The following is a 21,409-nucleotide window of genomic DNA, read 5'->3' on the forward strand; positions in this document are numbered from 1 at the left end:
CGGCTCAGCCGTCGAGTCGTACGACCCGGACGGCCCCCGCCGGGACCGCGAGGCGGCCCGCGGCGCGTTCGCCCGTCAGCAGCTCGGTGCCGGGCGTGTCCAGCGGCACCTTGGTGTCGCCGGCGGTGTGGTTGACGACGAAGAGGTAGCTGCCCGACTCGCCGGTGCGGCGCACGACCTCGACGTCGCGCGGCAGGTCGGCGCGCGGGGCGAGCCCGGCGTCATCGGCCGCCCGGCCGATGACCGCGTCCAGTCCCGGCGCGGCGAGGCGGGTGGAGACGTACCAGGCGGTGCCCTTGCCCAGCCGGTTGCGGGTGACGGCGGGGCCGCCCGCGGTGAGGCCGTCGGCGTACGTCCAGACGGTCTCGGCGCCGCGCGGCACCACGAACTCCGTCCACACGTCCCCGGCCAGCTCGGAGCCGTCGGGGCCGGTCAGCCGCACCTGCTCGCTGTCGAGCAGCGGCGAGAACTCCTCCACGGTCAGTCCGAGCACGTCGCGCAGCGCGCCCGGGTAGGCCCCGTCGTGGACGGCGTCGTGCTCGTCCACGATGCCGGAGAAGTACGACACGACGAGCGTGCCGCCGTTCTCGACGTAACGCCGGACGTTGTCCCCCGCGGCCTGCGTCATCAGGTACAGGGCCGGCACGACGACCAGGGGGTAGGCCGACAGGTCGGCCTCGGGGTGGGCGAAGTCGACCGTGAGGTGGCGGTCGTACAGGGCCTCGTAGAAGGAGTCGGCGCGCTCGCGCGCGTCGTGGTCCTCGCTGGGGCGCCAGTCCAGGTTCTGCGCCCACCAGGACTGCCAGTCCCACAGCATCGCCACGTCGGCCACCGTGCGGGTGCCCCGGACGCCGCCCAACGCGTCGACGGCCGCGCCGAGTTCGACGACCTCGCGCCAGACCCGGGTGTCGGTGCCGCCGTGCGGGAGCATCGCGGAGTGGTACTTCTCGGCGCCGCGCCGGGACTGGCGCCACTGGAAGAACATCGCGCCCTCGGAGCCGCGGGCCACGTGCGCGAGGGAGTTCCGGGCCATCTGGCCGGGGGCCTTGGCCGGGTTGCGGGGCTGCCAGTTGACGCCCGAGGTGGAGTGCTCCAGGAGCAGCCAGGGGGCGCCGCCGGCGACCGAGCGGGTGAGGTCGGCGGCCATCGCCAGGTTGACGTGGGTGCGGCGGCCGTCGGTGATCAGGTAGTGGTCGTTGGTGACGAGGTCGACCTCGCGGCCCCAGGCCCAGTAGTCGACGGAGTCGCACTGGCTGAGCGCCGTCATGAAGTTGGTGGTCACGGGGACGCCGGGCGAGAGGCGGTGCAGGATGTCGCGTTCGGCGCGGAAGTTCTCCCGCATCGTGGCGTCGGCGAACCGCCGGTAGTCCAGTGCCTGGCCCGGGTTGCCCGCGGTCGGGGTGGCCCGGGGCGGGTTGATCTGCTCGAAGCTCGTGTACCGCTGACCCCAGAAGGCCGTGCCCCAGGCCTCGTTGACCGCCTCGACGGTGCCGTAGGTGTCGGCGAGCCAGCGGCGGAAGTGGGCGGCGCAGGAGTCGCAGTAGCAGGACGAGACGGGGACACCGTACTCGTTGTACACGTGCCACAGGGCGAGGGCCGGGTGGTCGGCGTAGCGCTCGGCGAGCCGGGTGGTGATGTTCGCCGCGGCCGCGCGGTAGTCGGCGTTGCTGTGGCAGACGGCGCCGCGCGAGCCGAACTCGTAGCGCATGCCCTCGGCGGTGACCGGCAGGGCCTCGGGGTGGGCCCGGTAGAACCAGACCGGCGGCGCCACGGTGGGCGTGCCGAGGTCGACCAGGATGCCGCCCGCGTGCAGCAGGTCGAGGACCCGGTCCAGCCAGCCGAAGTCATAGCTCCCGGGCTCCGGCTCCAGCAGGGCCCAGGAGAAGATGCCGACGCTGACCATGGTCACGCCGGCCTCGCGCATCAGCCGGACGTCCTCCTGCCAGACGCTTTCCGGCCACTGCTCGGGGTTGTAGTCCCCACCGAAGGCGAGCCTGGTGAGGCCCCTGGGGCTGGTGTCCGGCATGTGAGGTCTCCCGGTCATCGATCATTTGGGAACGTGCACACACAACATCGGCGGTGCAGGCCCAACATAACCGCACAGCAACAACCATTGACAAGTGTCCGGGATGTTTCTCTACTGTGAACGCTCACAGAAGCATGACAGGGGTTCGCGCCCGCCGTTCAGCCGGGTCATGTGAACGTGCACATCTGCATGGCAGGTCCCCGCAGCGGGCGGGGGCCCAGGTCAGGGGAGAAACCATGCCGCACACGAAGCGCCGTCGCCTCGTGACAACCGCCGTCGCCGTCGCGCTCGGCGCCACCGCCCTCGCCGCCTGCGGCTCCGGGGACGACAGCACGTCCGAGTCCGGTCCGGTCTCGCTGACGTACTGGACCTGGACCCCCGGCATGGACAAGGTCGTGGACCTGTGGAACAAGGGGCCGGGCAAGAAGGAGCAGATCACCGTCACGGTGAAGAAGCAGGCGTCCGGCGACACGCTGATCACCAAGATCCTCACCGCGCACAAGGCCAAGAAGGCGCCGGACCTGGTGCAGGCCGAGTACCAGGCGCTTCCGACCCTGGTCAGCAACAACGCGCTGGCGGACATCTCCCAGCAGGTCGGTGACGTCAAGGGCAAGTTCGCCGACGGCGTGTGGCAGCAGACCACGCTCGGCACGGACGCGGTCTACGCGGTGCCGCAGGACATCGGCCCGATGATGTTCTACTACCGCGAGGACCTCTTCAAGAAGTACGGGCTGAAGGTCCCCACCACCTGGGACCAGTTCGCCGCGACCGCCCGCGAACTGAAGAAGAAGGCGCCGGACAAGCAGCTGACCACCTTCTCCGCCAACGACTCCGGCCTCTTCGCGGGTCTGGCCCAGCAGGCCGGTGCCAAGTGGTGGACCGCCTCCGGCGGCAAGTGGAAGGTCGCCATCGACGACGCGGCCACCCGGAAGGTCGCCGCGTTCTGGGGCGGCCTGGTCAAGGACGGCCTCGTCGACAACCAGCCGATGTACACCCCGTCCTGGAACAAGGCCCTCGACACCGGCAAGCAGATCGCCTGGGTGAGCGCCGTGTGGGCGCCGGGCACCCTCACCACGGCCGCGCCGGACACCAAGGGCAAGTGGGCGATGGCCCCGCTGCCCCAGTGGTCGGCGACGAAGGACGTGACCGGCAGCTGGGGCGGCTCCTCCACGGCCGTCACCACCGACTCCGCGCACCAGGGCGCCGCGGCCAAGTTCGCCGCCTGGCTGAACACCGACCCCGCCGCCCTCGACGCCCTGGCCAAGGACAGCGGCATCTACCCGGCCTCGACGTCCGCGCAGCTCAGCGGGGCGTTCTCCAACCCGCCGGAGTACTTCTCCAACCAGGCCGACTTCTACCCGAAGGCCGCCGAGATCGCCAAGACCACCGCGCCCTCGGCCTGGGGCCCGAACGTGAACGTCGCCTACGCCACGTTCAACGACGCCTTCGGCGCCGCCGCCAAGAACAAGTCGGACTTCACCTCCGCCCTGAAGCAGATGCAGGACGCCACGGTCGCCGACATGAAGAAGCAGGGCTTCGAGGTCTCCCAGTGACAAGCCCCGCACACCGGAAGGCGTACGGGGTCAAGGGGGCCCCGTATGCCTTCCTTTTCCCCGCCACGCTCCTCTTCGGACTCTTCTTCGCACTGCCCATCGGCTACGCCGTCTTCCTCAGTTTCCGCAAGACGCACATCTCCGGGCTCGGCCTCGGGGCGAACGCGCGGCAGGAGGTCTGGGCCGGCGTCGAGAACTACACCGACGCCTTCAAGGACAGCGAGCTGCTGCACGGCGCCCTGCGGGTGCTCGGCTACGGCTGCATCGTCGTCCCGGTGATGCTGGGCCTCGCCCTGCTGTTCGCCCTGATGCTGGACTCCGAAAAGGTGCGGTTCACCCCGTTCACCCGGCTCGCGATCTTCCTGCCGTACGCCATCCCCGGCGTGGTCGCGGCCCTGCTGTGGGGCTTCCTCTACCTGCCGGACGTGAGCCCCTTCTACTACGTCCTGGCCAAGCTCCAGCTGCCGCAGCCGAACCTGCTGGACGGCGGTCCGCTCTATCTCGCCCTGTCGAACATCGCGGTCTGGGGCGGCACCGGCTTCAACATGATCGTCATCTACACCTCGCTGCGGTCCATCCCCGCCGAGGTGTACGAGGCGGCCAGGCTGGACGGCGCCACCCCGTTGCAGATCGCCCTGCGGATCAAGATCCCGATGGTGGCGCCCTCGCTGGTGCTGACCTTCTTCTTCTCGATCATCGCGACGCTCCAGGTGTACAACGAGCCGACGACCCTCAAGCCGCTCACCAACTCCGTGGACACCAGCTGGAGTCCGCTGATGAAGGTGTACCAGGACGCCTTCCACCGGAACGACATCTACTCGGCGGCGGCCGAGGCCGTCCTGATCGCCCTGGTCACGCTGGTCCTGTCCTTCGGTTTCCTGCGGACCGCGAACCGCCGCAACAAGCAGGAGGCGCGATGAGCACCCTTGCCGTCCACAAGGCCGCCCCGGCGGCCGGCGCCACACCCGGCACGGCGCGGCGCCCGCCGCTGCGCCGCCGGACCGCGCTGGTGCCGACGATCACCCTGCTGCTCGGCGCGGCCTACACGCTGCTGCCCGTCGCCTGGGTGGTGATCGCGTCCACCAAGTCCGGGCGCGAGCTGTTCTCCACCTTCACCTTCCTGCCGGGCACCGGGTTCACCCAGAACCTCAAGGACCTGAACGCCTACCGGGACGGCATCTACTGGGAGTGGATGGCCAACTCCGCCCTGTACGCCGTCCTCGGCGCCCTGCTGTCGACCGCCGTGTCGGCATTCAGCGGCTACGCGCTCGCCACCTACCGGTTCAGGGGCCGCGAGACGATGTTCAACATCCTGCTCGCGGGCGTGCTGATGCCGCCGGTGATCCTCGCCGTGCCGCAGTACCTGCTGCTGGCGAAGGCGAACCTCACGGACTCCTACCTGTCCGTGCTGCTGCCGCAGATCCTCTCCCCGTACGGCGTCTATCTCGCCCGGATCTACGCCTCCGCCGCCGTCCCCGCCGATGTGGTGGAGGCCGGGCGGATGGACGGGGCGAGCGAGTGGCGGATCTTCACCCGGATCGCGCTGCCGATGATGATCCCCGGCATGGTCACCGTGTTCCTGTTCCAGTTCGTCGCCGTCTGGAACAACTTCCTGCTGCCGTACATCATGCTCAGCGACGACGAGAAGTTCCCGCTCACGCTGGGTCTGTACACCCTGCTGGAGCAGGGGGCCAACACGCCCGCCCTGTACACCCTGGTGATCACGGGTGCCTTCCTCGCGGTCCTCCCGCTGATCGCCCTCTTCCTGGTCATCCAGCGGTTCTGGAGCCTGGATCTGCTGTCCGGGGCCGTAAAGTCATGACCATGGGCAATCCGGGGGGACGGCGAAGGCCGCCGACGATCCACGACGTGGCGCGCGAGGCCGGTGTCTCGCGCGGCACCGTCTCGCGCGTGCTCAACGGCGGCCACTACGTCAGCCCCGCCGCGCAGGAGGCGGTCAACGCCGCCATCCGCAAGACGGGATACGTGGTGAACCGGCATGCGCGGTCGCTGATCACCGGGCGCTCCGACTCGGTCGGCTTTCTGCTGACCGAGCCGCAGGAGCGGTTCTTCGAGGACCCCAACTTCAATGTGCTGCTGCGCGGTTGCACCCAGGCGCTGGCCGCGCACGACGTCCCGCTGCTGCTGATGCTGGCGGGCACCGACGACGAGCGGCGGCGGATCACGCGGTACATCACCGCCGGCCATGTCGACGGGGTGCTGCTGGTCTCCAGCCACTCCGGGGATCCGGTCGCCGAGGAACTGCGCGCGGCCGGTGTGCCGCTGGTCGCCTGTGGCAAGCCGATGGGGCTGGGCTCCAAGGTGAGTTACGTCGCCGCCGACGACCGGGACGGCGCCCGGGACATGGTCCGGCATCTGCTGTCGCTGGGCCGGCAGCGGATCGGCGTGGTCACCGGCCCGCTGGACACCCCCGGCGGTGTGGAGCGGCTCGCCGGGTACAGGGAGGTGCTCGCCGAGGCGGGCATCCCCGTGGACGACCGGCTGATCGTCTCCGGCGACTACAGCCGGGCCAGCGGTGAGGCGGGCGCGGAGCGGCTGCTGGCGCAGGCCCCGGACCTGGACGCGGTGTTCGTCGCGTCCGACCTGATGGCGCAGGGCGTGCTGACGGCCCTCCAGCGGGCCGGGAAGCGGGTGCCGGATGACATCGCTGTCGGCGGTTTCGACGACTCGCCGGCGGCGACCGCGTCCTCCCCGGAGCTGACCACCATCCGGCAGCCGTGGGACCGGATCAGCAGTGAGATGGTCCGGGTGCTGCTGGCGCAGATCGGCGGGGAGGACCCGGCGGCGGTGATCCTTCCTACGGAGTTGGTGCGCCGGGAGTCCGCCTGACGGCTTTCACCAGCCCTGTCTCGTAGGCGAGGACCACCGCCTGGGCCCGGTCGCGCAGGCCCAGCTTGGCGAAAATGCGGGCCACATGGGACTTGACCGTGGCCTCGCTCAGGGTCAGCTCGGCGGCCAGTTCGGCGTTGGACAGGCCGCGGCCCAGCAGGGTCAGCACCTCCCGCTCGCGCGGGGTGAGGGCGGCCAGGTCGGGGGGCACCGGCTCGGGTGTCCGCCCGGCCTCGGCCGCGTACCGCTCCACGAGGCGCCGGGTGATCTGTGGGGCCAGCAACGCGTCGCCGGTGCCGACCAGCCGTACGGCCGCCGCCAGGTGTTCCGGGGTGACGTCCTTGAGCAGGAAGCCGCTGGCACCGATCGACAGCGCCGTGTACACATACCGGTCCAGGTCGAAGGTGGTCAGCATGAGCACCCGGCAGTCGGGGGACTCGGCGAGGATCTGCCGGGTGGCCTCCAGTCCGTCCAGGACGGGCATGCGGATGTCCATGAGGACGACGTCGGGGCGCAGCGCACGGGCCGCGCCGACCGCCTCGGCGCCGTCGGCGGCCTCACCCGCCACCTCGATGCCCCGGGCGGTGAGGATCAGCCGGAAGCCGGTCCGGATCAGCGTCTGGTCGTCGACGATCAGCACCCGGGGCGCCCGCTCCGGCGCATCCGGGGTCACGGGCGGTCCAGCGGGATGCGGGCCCGGACGCGGTAGCCGCCGCCGAGTCTGCGCCGGGCGTCGAGATCACCGCCGTAGACGGCGACCCGTTCACGCAGGCCGAGCAGGCCGCGTCCGGTGCCCTCGCCGTGCGGTCTCGGCGCGGCCGGTGCGGCGCCGGTGAGCACGCTGGGGCCGGTGTTGAGCACCTCGACCCGCAGCGCGTGGTCGGCCCAGCGCACGCTCACCTCGGCCGATCCGCCGTCGCCGTGCCGGAGTGCGTTGGTCAGGGCCTCCTGGACGATGCGGTAGGCGGTCACGTCGATGCCCTGGGGCAGCGGTCTCGGCTCGCCGGAGACACGGACCTCGACCGGCAGCCCGGCGAACGATATGCGGTCCACGAGGCTGCCGAGCCGGTCGAGCCCGGGCTGCGGAGCGAGCGGTGTGCTCCTCGGGTCCGCGCCCGGATCGGTGTCGGTGCCGTCCTGGGCTGGGGCGAGCAGGCCCAGCAGATGTCTGAGGTCGGTCATCGCGCCCCGCCCGGCGTCCTCGACGGCACGCAGCGCGACGGCGGCCTCGTCGGGCATCGTGCCCAGCACCTCGCGGGCGGCGCTCGCCTGGACGACCATGAGGCTGACGTTGTGACTGACGATGTCGTGCAACTCGCGGGCTATCCGGTCGCGTTCGGCCGCCACGGCGGCCTCGGCGGCGCTCTCCCGCTCCCGCTCCAGCAGCCAGCCCCGCTCCCCCACCGCCGCCTGCCAGCGGCGCCGGGTGCGCAGCAGCGCCGCGCCGAGTCCCACGACGGCCGAGCACGCCATCGCGAGCGCCACCGTCAGCATGTCGTACTCCCCCATGCGGTTCATGCTCGCAGACGGCACTGACATCCGCATCGACCTGGGGGTTCGGTTCACTGCATCCCCAGGATGAGTCCGGGGACGCGATGCCATCCGGGGACGGATGCCCCGAGCGCGGTCCCCCGTCTAGCGTCCTGCCCATGGTCACTGAGGTGGGAACGGGAGACCCCGTCGTGAGACTCGACGGGGTGCGCAAGGAGTACGGCGAAGCGGTCGCCCTGGACGCGGTGTCGCTGGAGATCGGGGCCGGGGAGGCGGTCGCGGTGATGGGCCCCTCCGGGTGCGGCAAGTCCACGCTGCTGAACATGATCGCCGGTCTGGACCGGCCGTCGGCCGGAAGCGTCGTCGTCCACGGGGAGAACGTAGGGGAACTGAGCGAGAAGGGCCTCGCGCTGTACCGGCGGCGCCGGATCGGCATGATCTTCCAGTTCTTCAACCTCATCGACGACCTGTCGGCGCTCGACAACGTGGCGCTGGCCGCCCAGTTGACGGGGACTCCGGCCCGGCAGGCCCGGCGGCGCGCCCTGGAGCTGTTCGAGGAGCTGGGCATCGCCGGCCGGCGCAATGCCTACCCTGCGGTGCTCAGCGGCGGTGAGCGGCAACGGGTGGCCGTGGCACGGGCGTTGATGAACCGGCCGGCGCTGCTGCTGGCCGACGAGCCGACCGGGGCGCTGGACAGCCGGGCCGGGGAGCAGGTGATGGACCTGCTGATCGACCTGAACCAGATCGGGCAGACGCTGGTCATCGTCACGCACGACGAGCGGCTCGCGCAGCGCTGTGCGAGCCGGCTGGTGCGGATGGCCGACGGCCGGGTGACCGGTCAGCACACCCTGGAGCCGTCCTCATGAGGGCGGTGTGGCGGGCCGCACGGGCGGCCGTGCGCCGGCGTCTGCTCCAGACGCTGGTGATCTGGCTGGTCACGCTGGTGTCGACGGGCTCGATCGTGGTCGCGCTGGGGCTCGTGGACGCGGCGTCGGCGCCGTTCGACCACGCCTTCGGGCGGCTGCACGGGCCGCATGTCGTGGCCGTGTACGACGCCGGCAAGGTGTCGGACGCCCGGCTGGCGCACTCGGCCCGCCGGCCGGGGGTGGAGGCGGCTGCCGGGCCGTTCGCCCAGGTGACGTTCGGCATCCCGCACGGTGCCGCGGACTTCGGGCTGGGCGGCGAGATCACGGTCGCGGGCCGCCCCGGCCCCGAGGCCCCGGTGGACCGGGTCGACGTGTGGGCGGGCCGGTGGCCCAGCCGCCCCGGCGAGGTGATCGTCAACCGGCAGCCCGACTGGACCGCCGACGACCTCGGCAGGAAGCTGCGCGTACCGGCGGGCCCCGCCCTCACCATCGTCGGGTTCGCCTTCGACCTGAGCCACACGGCGGACGCCTGGGTGGTCCCGGCCCAGATGCGGGCCCTGCATCCCACCGGCACGCAGATGCTGTACCGGTTCCGGGACGCGTCCTCGCAGGGTGCGCTGCGCACGGGGATGTCCCGGGTGACGGCCGGACTGCCGCACGACGCGCTCACCGGGTCCCAGACCTACCTGGCGCTCAGGCACCGGATCGGCAGCGGCGCCCGCGCGTACGCGCCGTACCTCGTGGCGTTCGGTGTGCTGGGCGTCCTGGTGGCGGTGCTCATCGTGGCCAACGTGGTCGGCGGGGCGGTCGTCTCCGGGTTCCGGCACATCGGCATCCTCAAGGCGCTGGGGTTCACTCCGGGGCAGGTGCTGGGCGTCTATCTGACGATGACCTCCGTGCCGGCCGTACTGGGCTGTGCGCTCGGCACGCTGGCAGGGAATCTGCTGGCCGCGCCGTTCTTCCGGTTCGTGTTCACCGGGCCGGCCTCGGGGGTGCTGCACGAGGGCCTGGGCATCGCGCCCTGGGTGAACCTGCTCGCCCTGCTCGGCATGCCCCTGGTCTGCGTGCTCGCCGCGCTCGGCCCCGCGGTGCGAGCGCAGCGGCTGCCGGCGGTGCGGGCCATCAGTGCGGGCAGCGCCCCGCGTGCCGGACGGGCGCTCGGCCTCCAGCGGCGGCTGGCGGGCACCCGGTTGCCGCGGTCGGTGAGCCTCGGCGTGGGACTGCCGTTCACGCGCCCGGCACGCAGCGCGCTCACCCTGGCCGCGGTGGTGCTGGGGGTGACGACGGTGACGTTCGCGACCGGTCTGGCCGCGACGCTCGACAGCTACGGCAACGGGCGCCGCGCCGACTACGACGTCACCGTCTACGTGGGTGCCCAGCGGCACGGCACCGAGGTTCGGCCGGTACACAGCGACCGGCAACTCCAGGCGCTGCTCGCCTCCTTGCCGGGCGCGACCCGGGTGACGGCGCGCTCGGACGACCAGGTGGTCCTCGCCGGCAGCACTCAGCCGGTGATGTTCGAGGGCCGGCGTGGCGGCCGGTCCCTGGACACGGTGCTGCTCCGCGGCCGCTGGATGCACCGGGCCGGGGAGGTGGTGGCCGGGACGCCGGTCTTTCGCCGCTTCGGTCTGCACCTCGGGGACCGGGTGCGGCTCGGCAGGGACGGCCGTACGGAGGAGGTGACGCTCGTCGGCGAGACGATGGACGCCAACGACCAGCTGATCGTCGGCGACTGGCCGACGGTCACCGCGCTGATGCCGGCGGTGAAGCCCATCGCCTACCACGTCAAGCTGCGCCCGGACACGGCCCAGGAGGCGTACGGGCGTGCCGTGCGGGCAGCCGACCCGGGGCTGTCCGTCCAGTTCAGCGGCTCGAACAGCGTCACCGGGACGATCGTCGGCTCCGCGACCGGTCTCACCCTGATGCTGGCCCTGGTCGCCTCCCTCGGGGTGTTCAACACGGCCGTCCTCAACACCCACGACCGGCGCCGCGACCTCGGCATGCTGAAGTCGATCGGGATGACCCCGCGCCAAGTCACGGTGATGACGATGACCTCGATGGCGGTGCTCGGCGCGCTGGGGTCCGTGCTCGGTGTCCCCCTCGGCATCGCCGCCTACCGGGTGGTGGTACCCCGCATGGCGGCAGGCATCGACATCGCCCTGCCGTCGTCCATGACGGACGTCTGGCACGCGCCGCTGCTGGCGCTGCTGGCCTGCGCGGGGGTGCTGATCGCCGTCATGGGTGCGCTGGTCCCGGCCCGCCGGGCGGCACGTCTCACCGTTGCGGAGGTGCTGCACGGCGAGTGACGCCGGCCTGCCGGGGTGCCCGGAACCGGTCAGGATCGGAGAAGCACGGGCGGGCTTCCCGGGCCTAGCGTGAAAGCACCGGCGGGCACCCCCGCCGGTGCACACAGCTCAGAAGGAGTGACGTCCCATGACCGCCGGCCTGCAAACGATCATCTACCCCGTCAAGGATCCGGAGCGGGCGAAGGCCCTGTTCACCGCGTTGCTGGGGGTGGAGCCCTTTGTCGACGCGCCGTACTACATCGGGTTCAAGGCCGCCGGGCAGGACATCGGCCTCGACCCCAACGGACATGCCCAGGGGCTGACCGGGCCGGTGCCGTTCTGGCACGTCACGGACCTGCGCGAGCGGCTGGCGGCCCTCCTGGCGGCGGGCGCCGAGCTGCTCCAGGACGTGCGGGACGTGGGCAACGGCAGGCTCGTGGCCTCGGTGAAGGACCCCGACGGCAACCTGGTGGGGCTGCTTCAGGATCCGGTCGGCTGACCGGCCTCGTACGGCCCACCGAGCCCACTAGTTGCACACTCAACGAGTGGCTGGTTCGGTGCTACGGTGCGGGTATGGCAGTCAAGACGGCCGACGCAGGGCTCGAGGAGCGGTGGCGGGACATCCTCGCGGTGCACGCGCGCACGATGTGCGAGATCGACCGGGTGCTGCACCCGTACGGGCTGGGCGCCAGCGACTTCGAGGTGCTGGACATCCTGGCCGCCGAGTCGCCCGCGGAGGGTGACCAGTGCCGGGTGCAGAACCTGGTCGGCCGGGTGCACCTCAGCCAGAGCGCGCTGTCCCGGCTGATCGGCCGGCTGGAGAAGGACGGCCTGGTGGAGCGCTCGGTGTGCGCGGAGGACCGGCGCGGGGTGTGGGTCGCCCTCACCCGCAGGGGCCGCGAACGGCACGCCGAGGTGCTGCCGTTGCAGCGGGCGGCACTGGAACGCACGCTGACCGGTCAGCACAGCTAGAACAGCAGCTCCGCGCCGTCCGGCAGGATCTCCGCGCCCTGTGCGGTCACCCGGTCGTGGGCCGGTGAGCCGGGGTCCAGCAGCGGGTTCGTGTGGTGCAGGTGGGTGTAGATCCGGCGGGGGACCTGAAGGCGGGCCAGGGCGGCCAGGGTGCCGTCCGGGCCGTCGACGGGCAGATGCGCCGGGGGCGCCTGTCCGGTGCCGGGCCGCGCCGCCGCCGTACCGGAGGCGTCCGCCGTGAGGAAGGTACCGTCCAGCAGCACGCAGTCGGCGTCGGCGCACAGCTCGTCCAGGACGGGGCTCCAGGTGCCGACGCTGGGCGCGTACACCAGCACTCCCCCGGTGGCCAGGTCCTCGACGCGGTACGCGGTCCGCCACGGCCCGGCGGGCTCGGGGGCCGCCCCCGGTACGTACGCCGGGGTGCTCGCGCCGACCGGGCAGGCGGTGACGACGAGGCCGCCGGCCAGCACGAAGCCGCCGTCGGCGAGGCTGTCCGCCCACTCCCAGGGGGCGTAGCGGCCGAGGGCGGCGCGGGCCGGGGCAAGGGCGGCGCGGGCCGGCGGCGCCGCGTACACCTTCAGGTCCGCCGCGCCGCGCAGCACCCCCAGGCCCATGGTGTGATCGGCCTCGGCGTCGGTGAGCAGGACTCCGCGCAGCGGGCTGGTGCGGCGGCCGGAGCCGGGCCACAGGGCGGGGGTGGCCGCGAGCTGGGCGCGCAGATCGGGCGAGGCGTTCAGCAGCCACCAGTCGCGCCCGTTGCCGGTCACGGCGGCGCACTCCTGGGTCCGGGCGGGCAGCTTCCCGTCCCGGGCGGCCGCGCACCGCTCGCAGGCGCAGTTCCACCGCGGGAAGCCGCCCCCGGCGGCCGTGCCCAGCAGGACGACCCTCACGGCCATCGGCTCCTTCACCTCGCCCCGGTCTCTCCCGCAGGGGTCTTCCCGGCGGCGGGGCGGGTGACGACTCCGCGGCGGGGGCAGTTCCGGCCGTCCTGCCGCGGCCGCTCACCGCACCAGGAGGGTGCGCACCCCCTGGGAGGTCAGGGTCAGGGCGTGGGGTGAGCTGCCGTCGATGGCCAGCGAGAGATCCTCCTCGGGCCATTGCGAGGCCAGGTCGCCCAGGGGGATCAGGCGGTAGCGCGAGACGAAGGGCAGCAGGTCGGCCATCTCGCCCTCGGTGGTGAAGACGGGGACGACCTGGTCTCCCCCGGGCTGTTCGAGGACGGGCAGGGCCACCGTCGTGGCGTCGGCGCCCTCCCCGTCGACCGCGTCGTCGGGCACCGGTACGAGTACGTCGCTGTGCGCGAGGGTGTCCAGGGCGGCCTGGTCCTCGGCGTTCTCGGTCAGCGCGTCCAGCGCCTGCTGGGCCGGAGTCGGCAGGGCGTCGTGTGCGGGTGTCTCCATGGCAGGTCCCCTGGTAGCGGCAGTGGTACGGCCTCCCGGACAGGTGCGCGCCGGGCGGCTTGGGCCTCGCGTACCCGGTGCGGGCCGGGCCATGCGCCCCGAGAGCGCCGCGTGCACCGCCGTCGCGTCCACCGGGGTCGCGTCCGCCGGTGTCCTGGGCAGCACTGTCCTGGGCGGCGGTCAGCCGAAGGCGGCGGCCAGGTGGCAGCGGGCGGGGTCGAGCAGGCTGACGAGGTGTTCGACGAAGGAACCGTCGACGGCGCGGCTGGTGCGCCGAAGCTCCAGGAACCAGTCCCCCGGCGCCCGCCGCAGCGCTTCGGCCTCCCGGGCGTCGATCGGCCGGCCGCCCATCCGCTGCTCGCCGTGGTCGGGCCGCAGCCCGGCCCGCAGCAGCGCCTCGGCGGGCGACTGTGCGCCGGGCCGCTGGGCGGGCAGCTCGCGGATGCCGGGCACCGGCGGCAGAAAGCTGCGCTCGTACGTCAGGACGGTGCCGTCGGCGGCCAGCGCGGTCCGCTCGACGCACACGAACATGTCCTCGTCCAGGCGGAGTTCGACGGCGAGCGCGCTGTCGCGCGTCTCGTGCACGGCGAGGGTGTGCACGGCGCCGTCGCCTCCGTGGCGGGTCACCACCCGGGCCCGGCCGAGCCGGTCGTCCGGCGGCCGGCCGTCGAAGAGGACGTACGACCCCTTGCCGGTGCGGGTGACGATCAGGCCCTGTGCGTTCAGTTCGGCGAGGGCCGCGCGGACGGTCGTACGGCTGACTCCGAACCGCTGGGCCAGGGCGTGCTCGCCCGGCAGCCGCTCCCCGGCGCGGCTGCGGCCGGTGCGGATCTCCCGGGCGAGGGTCCTGCTGATCTGCTGGTGTTTGAGCGGGACACCGGTCACGGCCCGGCCCCGGCGAGCACCTCGGCGATGCTGGTGACCCGGACCAGCGGCCGGTACAGCTCCATGATCTGGAGCGCCTTGAGGTGGGAGTCGTCGTCGGCGCCCGCGCAGGCGTCCGCGACGACCAGCACCTCGGTGCCGGCGTCGGCCGCGGCCAGCGCGGTGGACAGCACACAGCAGTCCGTGCTGACACCCGCCAGCACCAGCCGGCCGCCCACGCCGACGCGGGCGGCCAGCTCGGGGGTCCACTTGCCGAAGGTGGTGGCGTCCAGGACCGTGCCGGGGACGTCCGCGAAGCCGTCGGTGAGCTGCCAGAGCGCGGCGTCCGGCGGCTGGAGCGCGAAGGGCCACTGCTCGTAGTAGGCGCGCCAGGCTCCGGCCGGGTCCCGCGGGGCCAGGAAGCGGGTGAAGGTGACTCGGCCGGTGAACGCCGGCAGCAGGGCCTTGACGCCGGCCGCCGCGTCCGCGTAGCGGGGGGTGGCCCAGGGGCTCGCCGGGTCGGCGAAGACCCGCTGCATGTCGATGACGGCGAGGTGGCCGGCGTTCACGGGCTGAGCACTTCCTCGGTGGCTGTCGGGCTCGGTGCCTGCGCCTCCTGCGCCCGCACCCGGCCCCGGCGGAGCAGCAGCGTGCCCAGGAAGGCGAGGGCGAGGGCGGCCAGGACGCCCAGGTTGGCGAAGGCCCAGGCACCGGTCTTGCCGCCGAGGCCGAACGGCGCCAGGAGATAGCCCTGCCAGGTGAGCCAGGAAGCGGCGCTGTTGGTGACCAGCCCCCAGCCGAGGGCGGTGGCGGCGAGGGTGAGCAGCAGGGGTGTCAGGGGTGCGTCGCCGTAGCGGCCGTGCGGGCGGTAGAGGTCCGTCTCGTCGTAGTCGCGGCGGCGCAGCGCGAGGTCGGCGAGCATGATCCCGCACCAGGCGGCGATGGGCACGCCGAGGGTGGTGAGGAAGCCCATGAACTGGCCGAGGAAGTCGCCGGCGAAGAAGACGATGTAGACCGCGCCGGCGATCATCAGGACACCGTCGAAGAGGGCGGCCACCGGGCGGGGCACCCGCACGCCGGCGGAGAGCAGCGCGAGGCCGGAGGAGTAGATGTCGAGGACGGTGCCGCCGACCAGGCCCAGCACGGCGACCACGGCGAAGGGCACCAGGAACCAGGTGGGCAGGATCGTGGTGAGCGCGCCGATCGGGTCGGCCGCGACGGCCTTGCTGAGCGTCTGCGAGGAGCCGGCCAGCAGCAGCCCGAAGACCAGCAGGAGCAGCGGGGCGACGGAGCCCCCGAACGTGGTCCAGCCGATCACGCCCCGGCTGGAGGAGCTGCGGGGAAGGTAGCGGGAGTAGTCGGCCGCCGCGTTGACCCAGCCGAGGCCGAAGCCGGTCATCATGAACACCAGCGCGCCGATGAACTCCTGCGGCGATCCGGACGGCAGGGAGCTGACGGCGGACCAGTGGATGTGGTCGGCGACGAGGCCGAAGTAGACGACCGTCAGAATGCCGGTGATGACGGTGATCGCCGTCTGGAGCCGCATGATCAGGTCGAAGCCCATGACTCCGCCGAGGACGGTCAGCGCGGCGACCACCACGAGGGCGGCGACCTTCGTCTCGGTGCCGCCGCCCCAGCCGAGGCGGTCGAAGACGGTGGCGGTGGCCATGGTGGCGAGCGCGGCGAGGACGGTCTCCCAGCCGACGGTGAGGATCCACGAGATGACGGACGGCAGCCGGTTGCCGCGCACGCCGTAGGCGGCCCGGCTCAGCACCATCGTGGGCGCGGAACCGCGCTTGCCGGCGACCGCGATGAATCCGCAGAGCAGGAAGGAGACGACGATGCCGAGGACGCCCGCGACGAGCGCCTGCCAGAAGGAGATGCCGAAGCCGAACGCGAAGGCGCCGTAGCTCAGCCCGAGGACGGAGACGTTGGCCCCGAACCAGGGCCAGAACAGCACGCGGGGTGTGCCCTTGCGCTCCGCGTCCCCGATGACGTCGAGTCCGTGCGTCTCCACCTGCATCGGGCGCGCGGTGGATCTGCTGTCGAGGGGGTCTTGCTGGTACGTCATCTCCGAGCCACCTGCCAAACCTGTCCAGACGTGTCCGCTGCACGCTAGGCGGGGGCCCGGAGAGCGTCAAGAGGGTGCCAACTGCCGTATGACACAGGCATGTTGTTTGGCATCAAGCTGCCATTCCGGCGGCGCGCGCCGGGTGTCGTGGCACATGGCGTCAGCGGTCGAACTCCTCCTGGATCGGTGTCCTCGGCTCCTCCCGCAGATGCTGGGCGAGACCGGGCTTGCCGCCGTGCCGGGCCTGCCCGGTGCCGCCCTCCTCGGTGGTGTCCTCCCCCTCGGCCTGGGAGGGGGTGGTGCGCGGCGGTTGGCCGGCCGCCGTGGTGTCCGGTTCCCGCTCACCCTCGGCCTGGGACGGGGTGTCTTCGCTCATGGGGGCTCACCTGCCTCTGTGCGGCCCCCGAGTACCCGGACGACGCCGCTCCCACGACCGGACGGAATACATGAATCCGCTTCGCTCCCGGAACAAGTGATCCCGGGCCACCGGGCACAGCCGCGCGGCGGCCGGTCCCCCCGGGGCCGGTCGCCGCGCCGTGCCGGTCCACCGCACCGGTGCCAGCAGTGCGCCGATGTCAGCAGTCGCCGGTGGCAGCAGTGCGGCGGTGTCAGCAGTACGGCGGAGCGTCAGAGCTTGGCACCGAAGTCCTGGGTCCACCACGGTCCGCCCGGGCCGGTGTGCACGCCCACACCCAGCTCCTTGAACGAGCAGTTGAGGATGTTGGCGCGGTGGCCTGGGCTGTTCATCCAGGCGTCCATCACGGCCTTCGGGGTCGGCTGGCCCTGGGCGATGTTCTCCCCGTAGGTGGACCAGTTGTACCCCGCCGCGGTGATGCGCCGGCCGGGGTCGGCGCCGTCCGGGTTGACGTGGTCGAAGAAGTGCCGGGCGGCCATGTCGTCGGAGTGGCCCTGCGCGGCCTTGTCCAGGAGCGCGTTCTCGGTGACCGGTCCGCAGCCGGCGCTCGCCCGCTCCTGGTTCACCAGGGCTATCACCTGGGCGACGGTGCCGGTGGCCGGCGGGACCGGCCGCGGGGTGGCGGAGGGACGCGGCGCGGCGGACGCCGTCCGGGTGGGCGTGGGCTTGGGGGTGCTGGTCCTGTGGGTCGGGCGGGGGCTCTTCTTGGCGGTGGCCTTCTTCTTCGTCCGGCGCGGGGACGGTGACGGGGACGGGTCGGTCGACGGCGAGGCCGCGGTGGTGCTCGGGGCGGCGAGGTCGACACCGGGCGCGCCCGCGGTGCGCGCGGCGCTGGTGTCCTGGGTGCGCGGTGCGGAGCCGGGGCCGAGGTACCACAGGCCGCCGCCCGCCACGCAGGCCGCCACCACGGCCCCGCCCAGGGCGCGCCGCCGCAGCCGCCGGCGCCGCCGGGCCTCGCCCCGGGACACCGGCCGGCGGGGCGGCGCACCGGTGTCGGTGCCGAGCGGGGCGGCGGAGCCGGGGTCGCCCGGGCCGGGCTGCGCCGCGGGGAGGACCTGGGTGGCCTGGGTGCCGAGCGGGTCGGCCGGGTGCGGCGGGAGCGGGGCGGTGGCCGCGGCCGGGGCGGTCGCCGCCGCGGCGGACCGCACGGTGGTGAGCAGCGCCGACGACACCGCGACCAGGGCCAGCCCGGCGAGCAGCCCCTCGGCGGGGAGCAGCCCCTGCCACAGGCCGCCGCAGCGGACGCAGTCGCGGGCGTGCCGGGCGATCCGCTTGCGCCACAGCGCCGAGGGCAGGCGGTCCCAGGTGGCCAGGGTGGCGCTCAGGTCCGTACACAGCGGCCGGGAGTCGAGCGCCCGGACGACCACCCGGGCCGCCTCCAGCCGTGCCTTCATCCGCTGCACGCGGACCGCGGTGTGCTGCGGCGACAGCTCCAGGGCGGTGGCGACCTCGGCGCGGGTCAGTTCGCCGGCGCACTCCAGCCACCACAGCGCCAGCACCTCCTGGTCATCCGGCTCCAGCCAGCGGGTGGCGGCGGCGGTCTCCCGGCGCTGGCCGGACAGCTGGAGCCGGACGATGGTCAGGTCCACGAAGTCGGCGCCCGGGTCGGCCAGGTCGGCGGCCTCCTCGACGGCGCCCGGGGCGAACTGCCGGTCCTGCCGGTGGGCCCGGACCCGGTTCATCGCGATGGCCACGAGCCAGGAGCGGAAGCTTTCGGGGGTGCGCAGGTCGCCGAGCGCGTCGAGGGCGCGGAGCATGGTCTCCTGGACCACGTCGTCGACGTCGACCGAGCCGTTCAGTGCCCGGCCCACGATGTTGTAGACCAGCGGGAGGTAGGCGCTGACCAGGGCGTCCTGGGCCGCCGGGTCGCCCGCCCGGGCGGCGATCACCAGTGCGGCCGGCCCCACCGTGCGCTGTGTACTCATCAAAGCTTCCCTGTTCTCGTCGCCGAACGGTGCTGTCCGATATCTGGGAGACCGCCGAGGGGCGCGCGGATAACAGTTACTCGGAGAGATGTTCGACTTCTTCGGCGAGTCGTTCGCGGCGAAGGGTCACAGCATCGGCGGCGGACCGCAATGGGAGACGTCACACCGGTCGGCGGCGATTTGCCTTGGAGTGCACTCCAGCAGCCACACTGATCGCGACCGAGTACCTGCCGAGAAAGGGAATGACGGCGGCCGATGACGACGACGGACAAGGCGGCACATCCGCTGCCGTACGACACCTACCGCGCGGCGATCGAGGAGGAGACCCGGCGCTTCGCCGCGGCGGTCGAAGGGGCCGACCCCGGGACGGCCGTGCCCTGCTGCCCCGACTGGACGCTGGCCGACCTCACCCGGCACGTGGGTTCGCTCCAGCGCTGGTTCTGCGCGCTGCTGACCCGGCGGGTGCAGGAGCCGCCGCGCAGCCGTGACGTGGAGCTGGGGCTGCCCGAGCGGGCCGAGGAGTACCCCGTGTGGGTGGCGGCGGGAGTGCCGCAGGTGGCGGACGTGCTGCGGGACACCGATCCGGATGCGGCGATGTGGACGTGGGGCGCGGACCCGCACGCGCGGTTCTGGGCCCGCCGCATGCTCTTCGAGACGCTGGTGCACCGGGTGGACGCGGAGCGCGCGGTCGGCCGGGAGTCGGCCGTCGACCCCGTCCTGGCGGCCGACGGGGTGGACGAGTTCCTGGTCAACCTGCCGTACGCGGGGCTCTTCGCCCCAGGGGTGACGCGGCTGCGCGGCCCCGGTGAGACCATCGCCTTCCGCAGCACGGACGGCGAGGAGTGGCCGGTACGGCTGGACACCGACGGTTTCCGGCTGCTTCCGGCGTCGGAGGCCGGCCCCGCCGGGTCCGCACCGCACACGGTGACGGTACGGGCCACCGCTGCGGACCTGCTGCTCCTGCTCTACGGGCGGCGCGTGTACGGCGAGCCCGGCTACGAGATCACGGGGGACACCGCCGTGCTCGACCGCTGGTTCGCCCACACCGCGTTCTGACCCTGCCGGTGCTTCCCGGCGCCCGGCCCGTGCTGGTGTCCGGGCGCCGGGACTGGTAGGGATGGGCTGTGCGATTCGAGCGTGTTCCCATGCCGGCGGGGGTTGCCGACCGGCCGAGGGACGTACGGGGGTATCCGGTACCGGCGATCACACCGTGGGAGGGGGAGGAACCGCAGTTCGCGCTGACCGACTACGAGCGCAGCGCCCGCTGCGCGGCACAGCGGCTGTGCTCGGTGTGCGGCCGGGGCATGCCCCAGGGCCCGGTGTGGCGGGTGGTGGGCCCCGCGGAGAGCGCGGCGATCGGGGAGGCGCTGGCCGCGGACCGGCCGTACCGCAATCTCGCGCCGACGCTGGAGGGGCCGGGGCACCGCGCGTGCATGCTGTACGCGTCGATGGTGTGCCCCTATCTGGCCCGGCCGAACGCCCGGCGCGGGCTGTCGGCGGAGCAGCCGGACGAGATGACGGCGCATGTGGTGCGGGGCGCCGCGCGGGGCACCCTGGGCGCGGTGGTGGGCTTCGCCGAGTTCGAGTACGCCATCACCAGCAGCCAGGTGCTGTTCCGGTTCCTCGACGTGGTCGAGTTCCTGCCGCACGACTCGGCGGATGTGCATCTGGACGAGCTGCGGGCCGAGCTGGCCCGGACGGACCGGTGACCCGCACCGCTCCGCTCTGACCCGCCCGGCCCGTCGTACCGCCGGGATCAGGGGCGGTAGGCCGCCAGACCGGTCGTCGACGTGACCTTGGTCGGGTGGCCGGTGCCGTCGGCGCGCAGGGTCACCGTGCCCGACGGGGTGCGGGCCGCGAGGGTCTTGCCGTCGGGGGACCAGGCCGGCTCGGTGTAGTCGGTGGTGGCGTGCGGGGTGAGGTCGGTGATGCGGCCGTTGTGCTCGAAGTCCTCCACGAGGAGGTGGTCGTGCCCGGCGACCGAGCGCACGAAGACGACCTTCTCCTCGTTCGGCGACAGGGCCGGCTGGGAGCCCTTGGTGAGCTTGCCGCCCTGCTGGCGCAGGTAGTCGTCGCGGATGTAGACGGCACCGGTGTCGACGTTGGCGTACACCGCGGTGCCGTAGTGGCCGGCCGCGTTCGGCCAGACGTTGCCGGTCTGCGGCACCGCACCGCCCGGCTCCGGGTCCCCGGCGAGGGGCAGCGTCTTCGGCGTGCCGTGGACGGCCTTGGCGGAGACGTACTTCAGCCGGGAGACGTCCTTGGCGCGGGCGGCGAAGATGAGGTTGTCCTTGGCGGGGATGCCGTTCTGGGTGTCCTTGGCGGCCACCTGCCAGGTGGGGTGGGACCAGTTCTGGTTGCCCGGGTTCTTGGCGACGATCACGCGCCCGCTGCCGTCCGGGTTGGCGATGTCCAGGTTGCCGGAGCCGTCGATGAAGGCGGCCTTGGCGCCGTTCGGGGACCAGGCCAGGTCCCGGACGGGCACGTGGAAGTTCACCCGGTGGCCGTCGATCAGCACGTACTTGGTGCCGTTGCTGACGGTCAGGGTGGAGTGGCCGGTGGCGGTGGCGGCCGAGGCGGCGCCGGAGAGGCCCAGCAGTGCGCTGCCGGTGACGGTGGCGGCCACCGCGATGGCGGCGGCGGTGGTGCGGGTACGCGTGGTCATGACGGATTCCCCCAGGAACGTCTACA

The 21,409-nt window shown here is 72.8% G+C and carries 21 protein-coding genes; 10 read left to right on the forward strand and 11 right to left on the reverse strand.

Features of this window, described 5'->3' with window-relative positions; translation table 11 throughout:
* Positions 1–4 precede the first annotated feature (4 nt).
* Positions 5–2,026 carry a beta-galactosidase gene (locus tag ACWCV9_RS13950; protein WP_450786448.1) on the reverse strand — a complete coding sequence of 674 codons (2,022 nt, stop codon included), beginning with the start codon at positions 2,024–2,026 and terminating at the stop codon, positions 5–7.
* Positions 2,027–2,262: 236 nt separating this feature from the next.
* On the opposite strand from ACWCV9_RS13950, the gene ACWCV9_RS13955 reads away from it, so the two are divergent.
* The 4 genes from ACWCV9_RS13955 to ACWCV9_RS13970 are packed head-to-tail and all read left to right on the forward strand — an operon-like array spanning position 2,263 to position 6,429.
* Positions 2,263–3,579, forward strand: coding sequence for an ABC transporter substrate-binding protein (locus tag ACWCV9_RS13955; protein WP_450786449.1), 1,317 nt, complete (start codon positions 2,263–2,265; stop codon positions 3,577–3,579).
* Entirely contained in the window at positions 3,576–4,499 is a 924-nt protein-coding gene (locus ACWCV9_RS13960) for a carbohydrate ABC transporter permease (RefSeq protein WP_450786450.1), read from the forward strand. The genes ACWCV9_RS13955 and ACWCV9_RS13960 overlap by 4 nt, the downstream gene beginning before the upstream one ends.
* The gene (locus tag ACWCV9_RS13965) at positions 4,496–5,401 is read left to right on the forward strand and encodes a carbohydrate ABC transporter permease (RefSeq protein WP_450786451.1); all 906 of its coding nucleotides are present in this window, start codon (positions 4,496–4,498) and stop codon (positions 5,399–5,401) included. The genes ACWCV9_RS13960 and ACWCV9_RS13965 overlap by 4 nt, the downstream gene beginning before the upstream one ends.
* Positions 5,398–6,429: a LacI family DNA-binding transcriptional regulator gene (locus ACWCV9_RS13970; protein WP_450786453.1), complete on the forward strand. Its 1,032-nt coding sequence runs from the start codon at positions 5,398–5,400 to the stop codon at positions 6,427–6,429. The genes ACWCV9_RS13965 and ACWCV9_RS13970 overlap by 4 nt, the downstream gene beginning before the upstream one ends.
* Here ACWCV9_RS13970 and ACWCV9_RS13975 read toward each other — a convergent pair.
* Both ACWCV9_RS13975 and ACWCV9_RS13980 read right to left on the reverse strand, forming a co-directional pair.
* Positions 6,398–7,102: a response regulator gene (locus ACWCV9_RS13975; RefSeq protein ID WP_450786455.1), complete on the reverse strand. Its 705-nt coding sequence runs from the start codon at positions 7,100–7,102 to the stop codon at positions 6,398–6,400. The two genes, ACWCV9_RS13970 and ACWCV9_RS13975, sit on opposite strands and share 32 nt — an antisense overlap.
* Positions 7,099–7,938, reverse strand: coding sequence for a sensor histidine kinase (locus ACWCV9_RS13980; protein WP_450786457.1), 840 nt, complete (start codon positions 7,936–7,938; stop codon positions 7,099–7,101). Before ACWCV9_RS13980 ends, ACWCV9_RS13975 begins: the two co-directional genes overlap by 4 nt.
* Before the next feature lie 140 nt (positions 7,939–8,078).
* Here ACWCV9_RS13980 and ACWCV9_RS13985 point away from each other — a divergent pair, with 140 nt between their 5' ends.
* From ACWCV9_RS13985 to ACWCV9_RS14000, 4 genes are all read left to right on the forward strand, one after another.
* Positions 8,079–8,786 (forward strand): ABC transporter ATP-binding protein, encoded by a 708-nt coding sequence (locus ACWCV9_RS13985; RefSeq protein ID WP_450786459.1) that lies wholly within the window; start codon positions 8,079–8,081, stop codon positions 8,784–8,786.
* The gene (locus tag ACWCV9_RS13990) at positions 8,783–11,092 is read left to right on the forward strand and encodes an FtsX-like permease family protein (RefSeq protein WP_450786461.1); all 2,310 of its coding nucleotides are present in this window, start codon (positions 8,783–8,785) and stop codon (positions 11,090–11,092) included. The genes ACWCV9_RS13985 and ACWCV9_RS13990 overlap by 4 nt, the downstream gene beginning before the upstream one ends.
* 127 nt (positions 11,093–11,219) lie before the next feature.
* Positions 11,220–11,570, forward strand: a complete 351-nt coding sequence (locus tag ACWCV9_RS13995; RefSeq protein WP_450786462.1) for a VOC family protein — start codon at positions 11,220–11,222, stop codon at positions 11,568–11,570.
* A 74-nt stretch (positions 11,571–11,644) separates the two neighbouring features.
* Entirely contained in the window at positions 11,645–12,043 is a 399-nt protein-coding gene (locus ACWCV9_RS14000; protein WP_450786464.1) for a MarR family winged helix-turn-helix transcriptional regulator, read from the forward strand.
* Here ACWCV9_RS14000 and pqqB read toward each other — a convergent pair.
* The 7 genes from pqqB to ACWCV9_RS14035 all read right to left on the reverse strand — a co-directional run bounded on the left by pqqB (position 12,040) and on the right by ACWCV9_RS14035 (position 18,718).
* Complete coding sequence (gene pqqB / locus ACWCV9_RS14005) at positions 12,040–12,933, reverse strand: pyrroloquinoline quinone biosynthesis protein PqqB (RefSeq protein WP_450786466.1); 894 nt, start codon at positions 12,931–12,933, stop codon at positions 12,040–12,042. The two genes, ACWCV9_RS14000 and pqqB, sit on opposite strands and share 4 nt — an antisense overlap.
* A 111-nt stretch (positions 12,934–13,044) precedes the next feature.
* On the reverse strand, positions 13,045–13,443 hold the full coding sequence (locus ACWCV9_RS14010; protein ID WP_450786468.1) for an SseB family protein: 399 nt from the start codon (positions 13,441–13,443) through the stop codon (positions 13,045–13,047).
* A gap of 180 nt (positions 13,444–13,623) precedes the next feature.
* Positions 13,624–14,328 carry a GntR family transcriptional regulator gene (locus ACWCV9_RS14015; protein ID WP_450786470.1) on the reverse strand — a complete coding sequence of 235 codons (705 nt, stop codon included), beginning with the start codon at positions 14,326–14,328 and terminating at the stop codon, positions 13,624–13,626.
* Positions 14,325–14,876, reverse strand: a complete 552-nt coding sequence (locus ACWCV9_RS14020) for a cysteine hydrolase family protein (protein ID WP_450786472.1) — start codon at positions 14,874–14,876, stop codon at positions 14,325–14,327. The genes ACWCV9_RS14015 and ACWCV9_RS14020 overlap by 4 nt, the downstream gene beginning before the upstream one ends.
* Positions 14,873–16,378 carry a purine-cytosine permease family protein gene (locus tag ACWCV9_RS14025; RefSeq protein WP_450786474.1) on the reverse strand — a complete coding sequence of 502 codons (1,506 nt, stop codon included), beginning with the start codon at positions 16,376–16,378 and terminating at the stop codon, positions 14,873–14,875. Before ACWCV9_RS14025 ends, ACWCV9_RS14020 begins: the two co-directional genes overlap by 4 nt.
* 160 nt (positions 16,379–16,538) lie before the next feature.
* A complete protein-coding gene (locus tag ACWCV9_RS14030; RefSeq protein WP_450786476.1) occupies positions 16,539–16,754 on the reverse strand; it encodes a hypothetical protein in 216 nt (71 codons plus the stop codon).
* A 251-nt stretch (positions 16,755–17,005) separates the two neighbouring features.
* The gene (locus ACWCV9_RS14035) at positions 17,006–18,718 is read right to left on the reverse strand and encodes a sigma-70 family RNA polymerase sigma factor (protein WP_450786478.1); all 1,713 of its coding nucleotides are present in this window, start codon (positions 18,716–18,718) and stop codon (positions 17,006–17,008) included.
* A gap of 255 nt (positions 18,719–18,973) precedes the next feature.
* On the opposite strand from ACWCV9_RS14035, the gene ACWCV9_RS14040 reads away from it, so the two are divergent.
* The gene (locus ACWCV9_RS14040; protein ID WP_450786480.1) at positions 18,974–19,774 is read left to right on the forward strand and encodes a maleylpyruvate isomerase family mycothiol-dependent enzyme; all 801 of its coding nucleotides are present in this window, start codon (positions 18,974–18,976) and stop codon (positions 19,772–19,774) included.
* A gap of 89 nt (positions 19,775–19,863) precedes the next feature.
* Positions 19,864–20,427 carry a hypothetical protein gene (locus ACWCV9_RS14045; RefSeq protein WP_450786482.1) on the forward strand — a complete coding sequence of 188 codons (564 nt, stop codon included), beginning with the start codon at positions 19,864–19,866 and terminating at the stop codon, positions 20,425–20,427.
* Positions 20,428–20,474: 47 nt separating this feature from the next.
* Here ACWCV9_RS14045 and ACWCV9_RS14050 read toward each other — a convergent pair whose 3' ends face one another.
* Positions 20,475–21,383: a TolB family protein gene (locus ACWCV9_RS14050; protein WP_450786484.1), complete on the reverse strand. Its 909-nt coding sequence runs from the start codon at positions 21,381–21,383 to the stop codon at positions 20,475–20,477.
* Positions 21,384–21,409 lie beyond the last annotated feature (26 nt).

Source organism: Streptomyces sp. NPDC001606, from assembly GCF_053596835.1.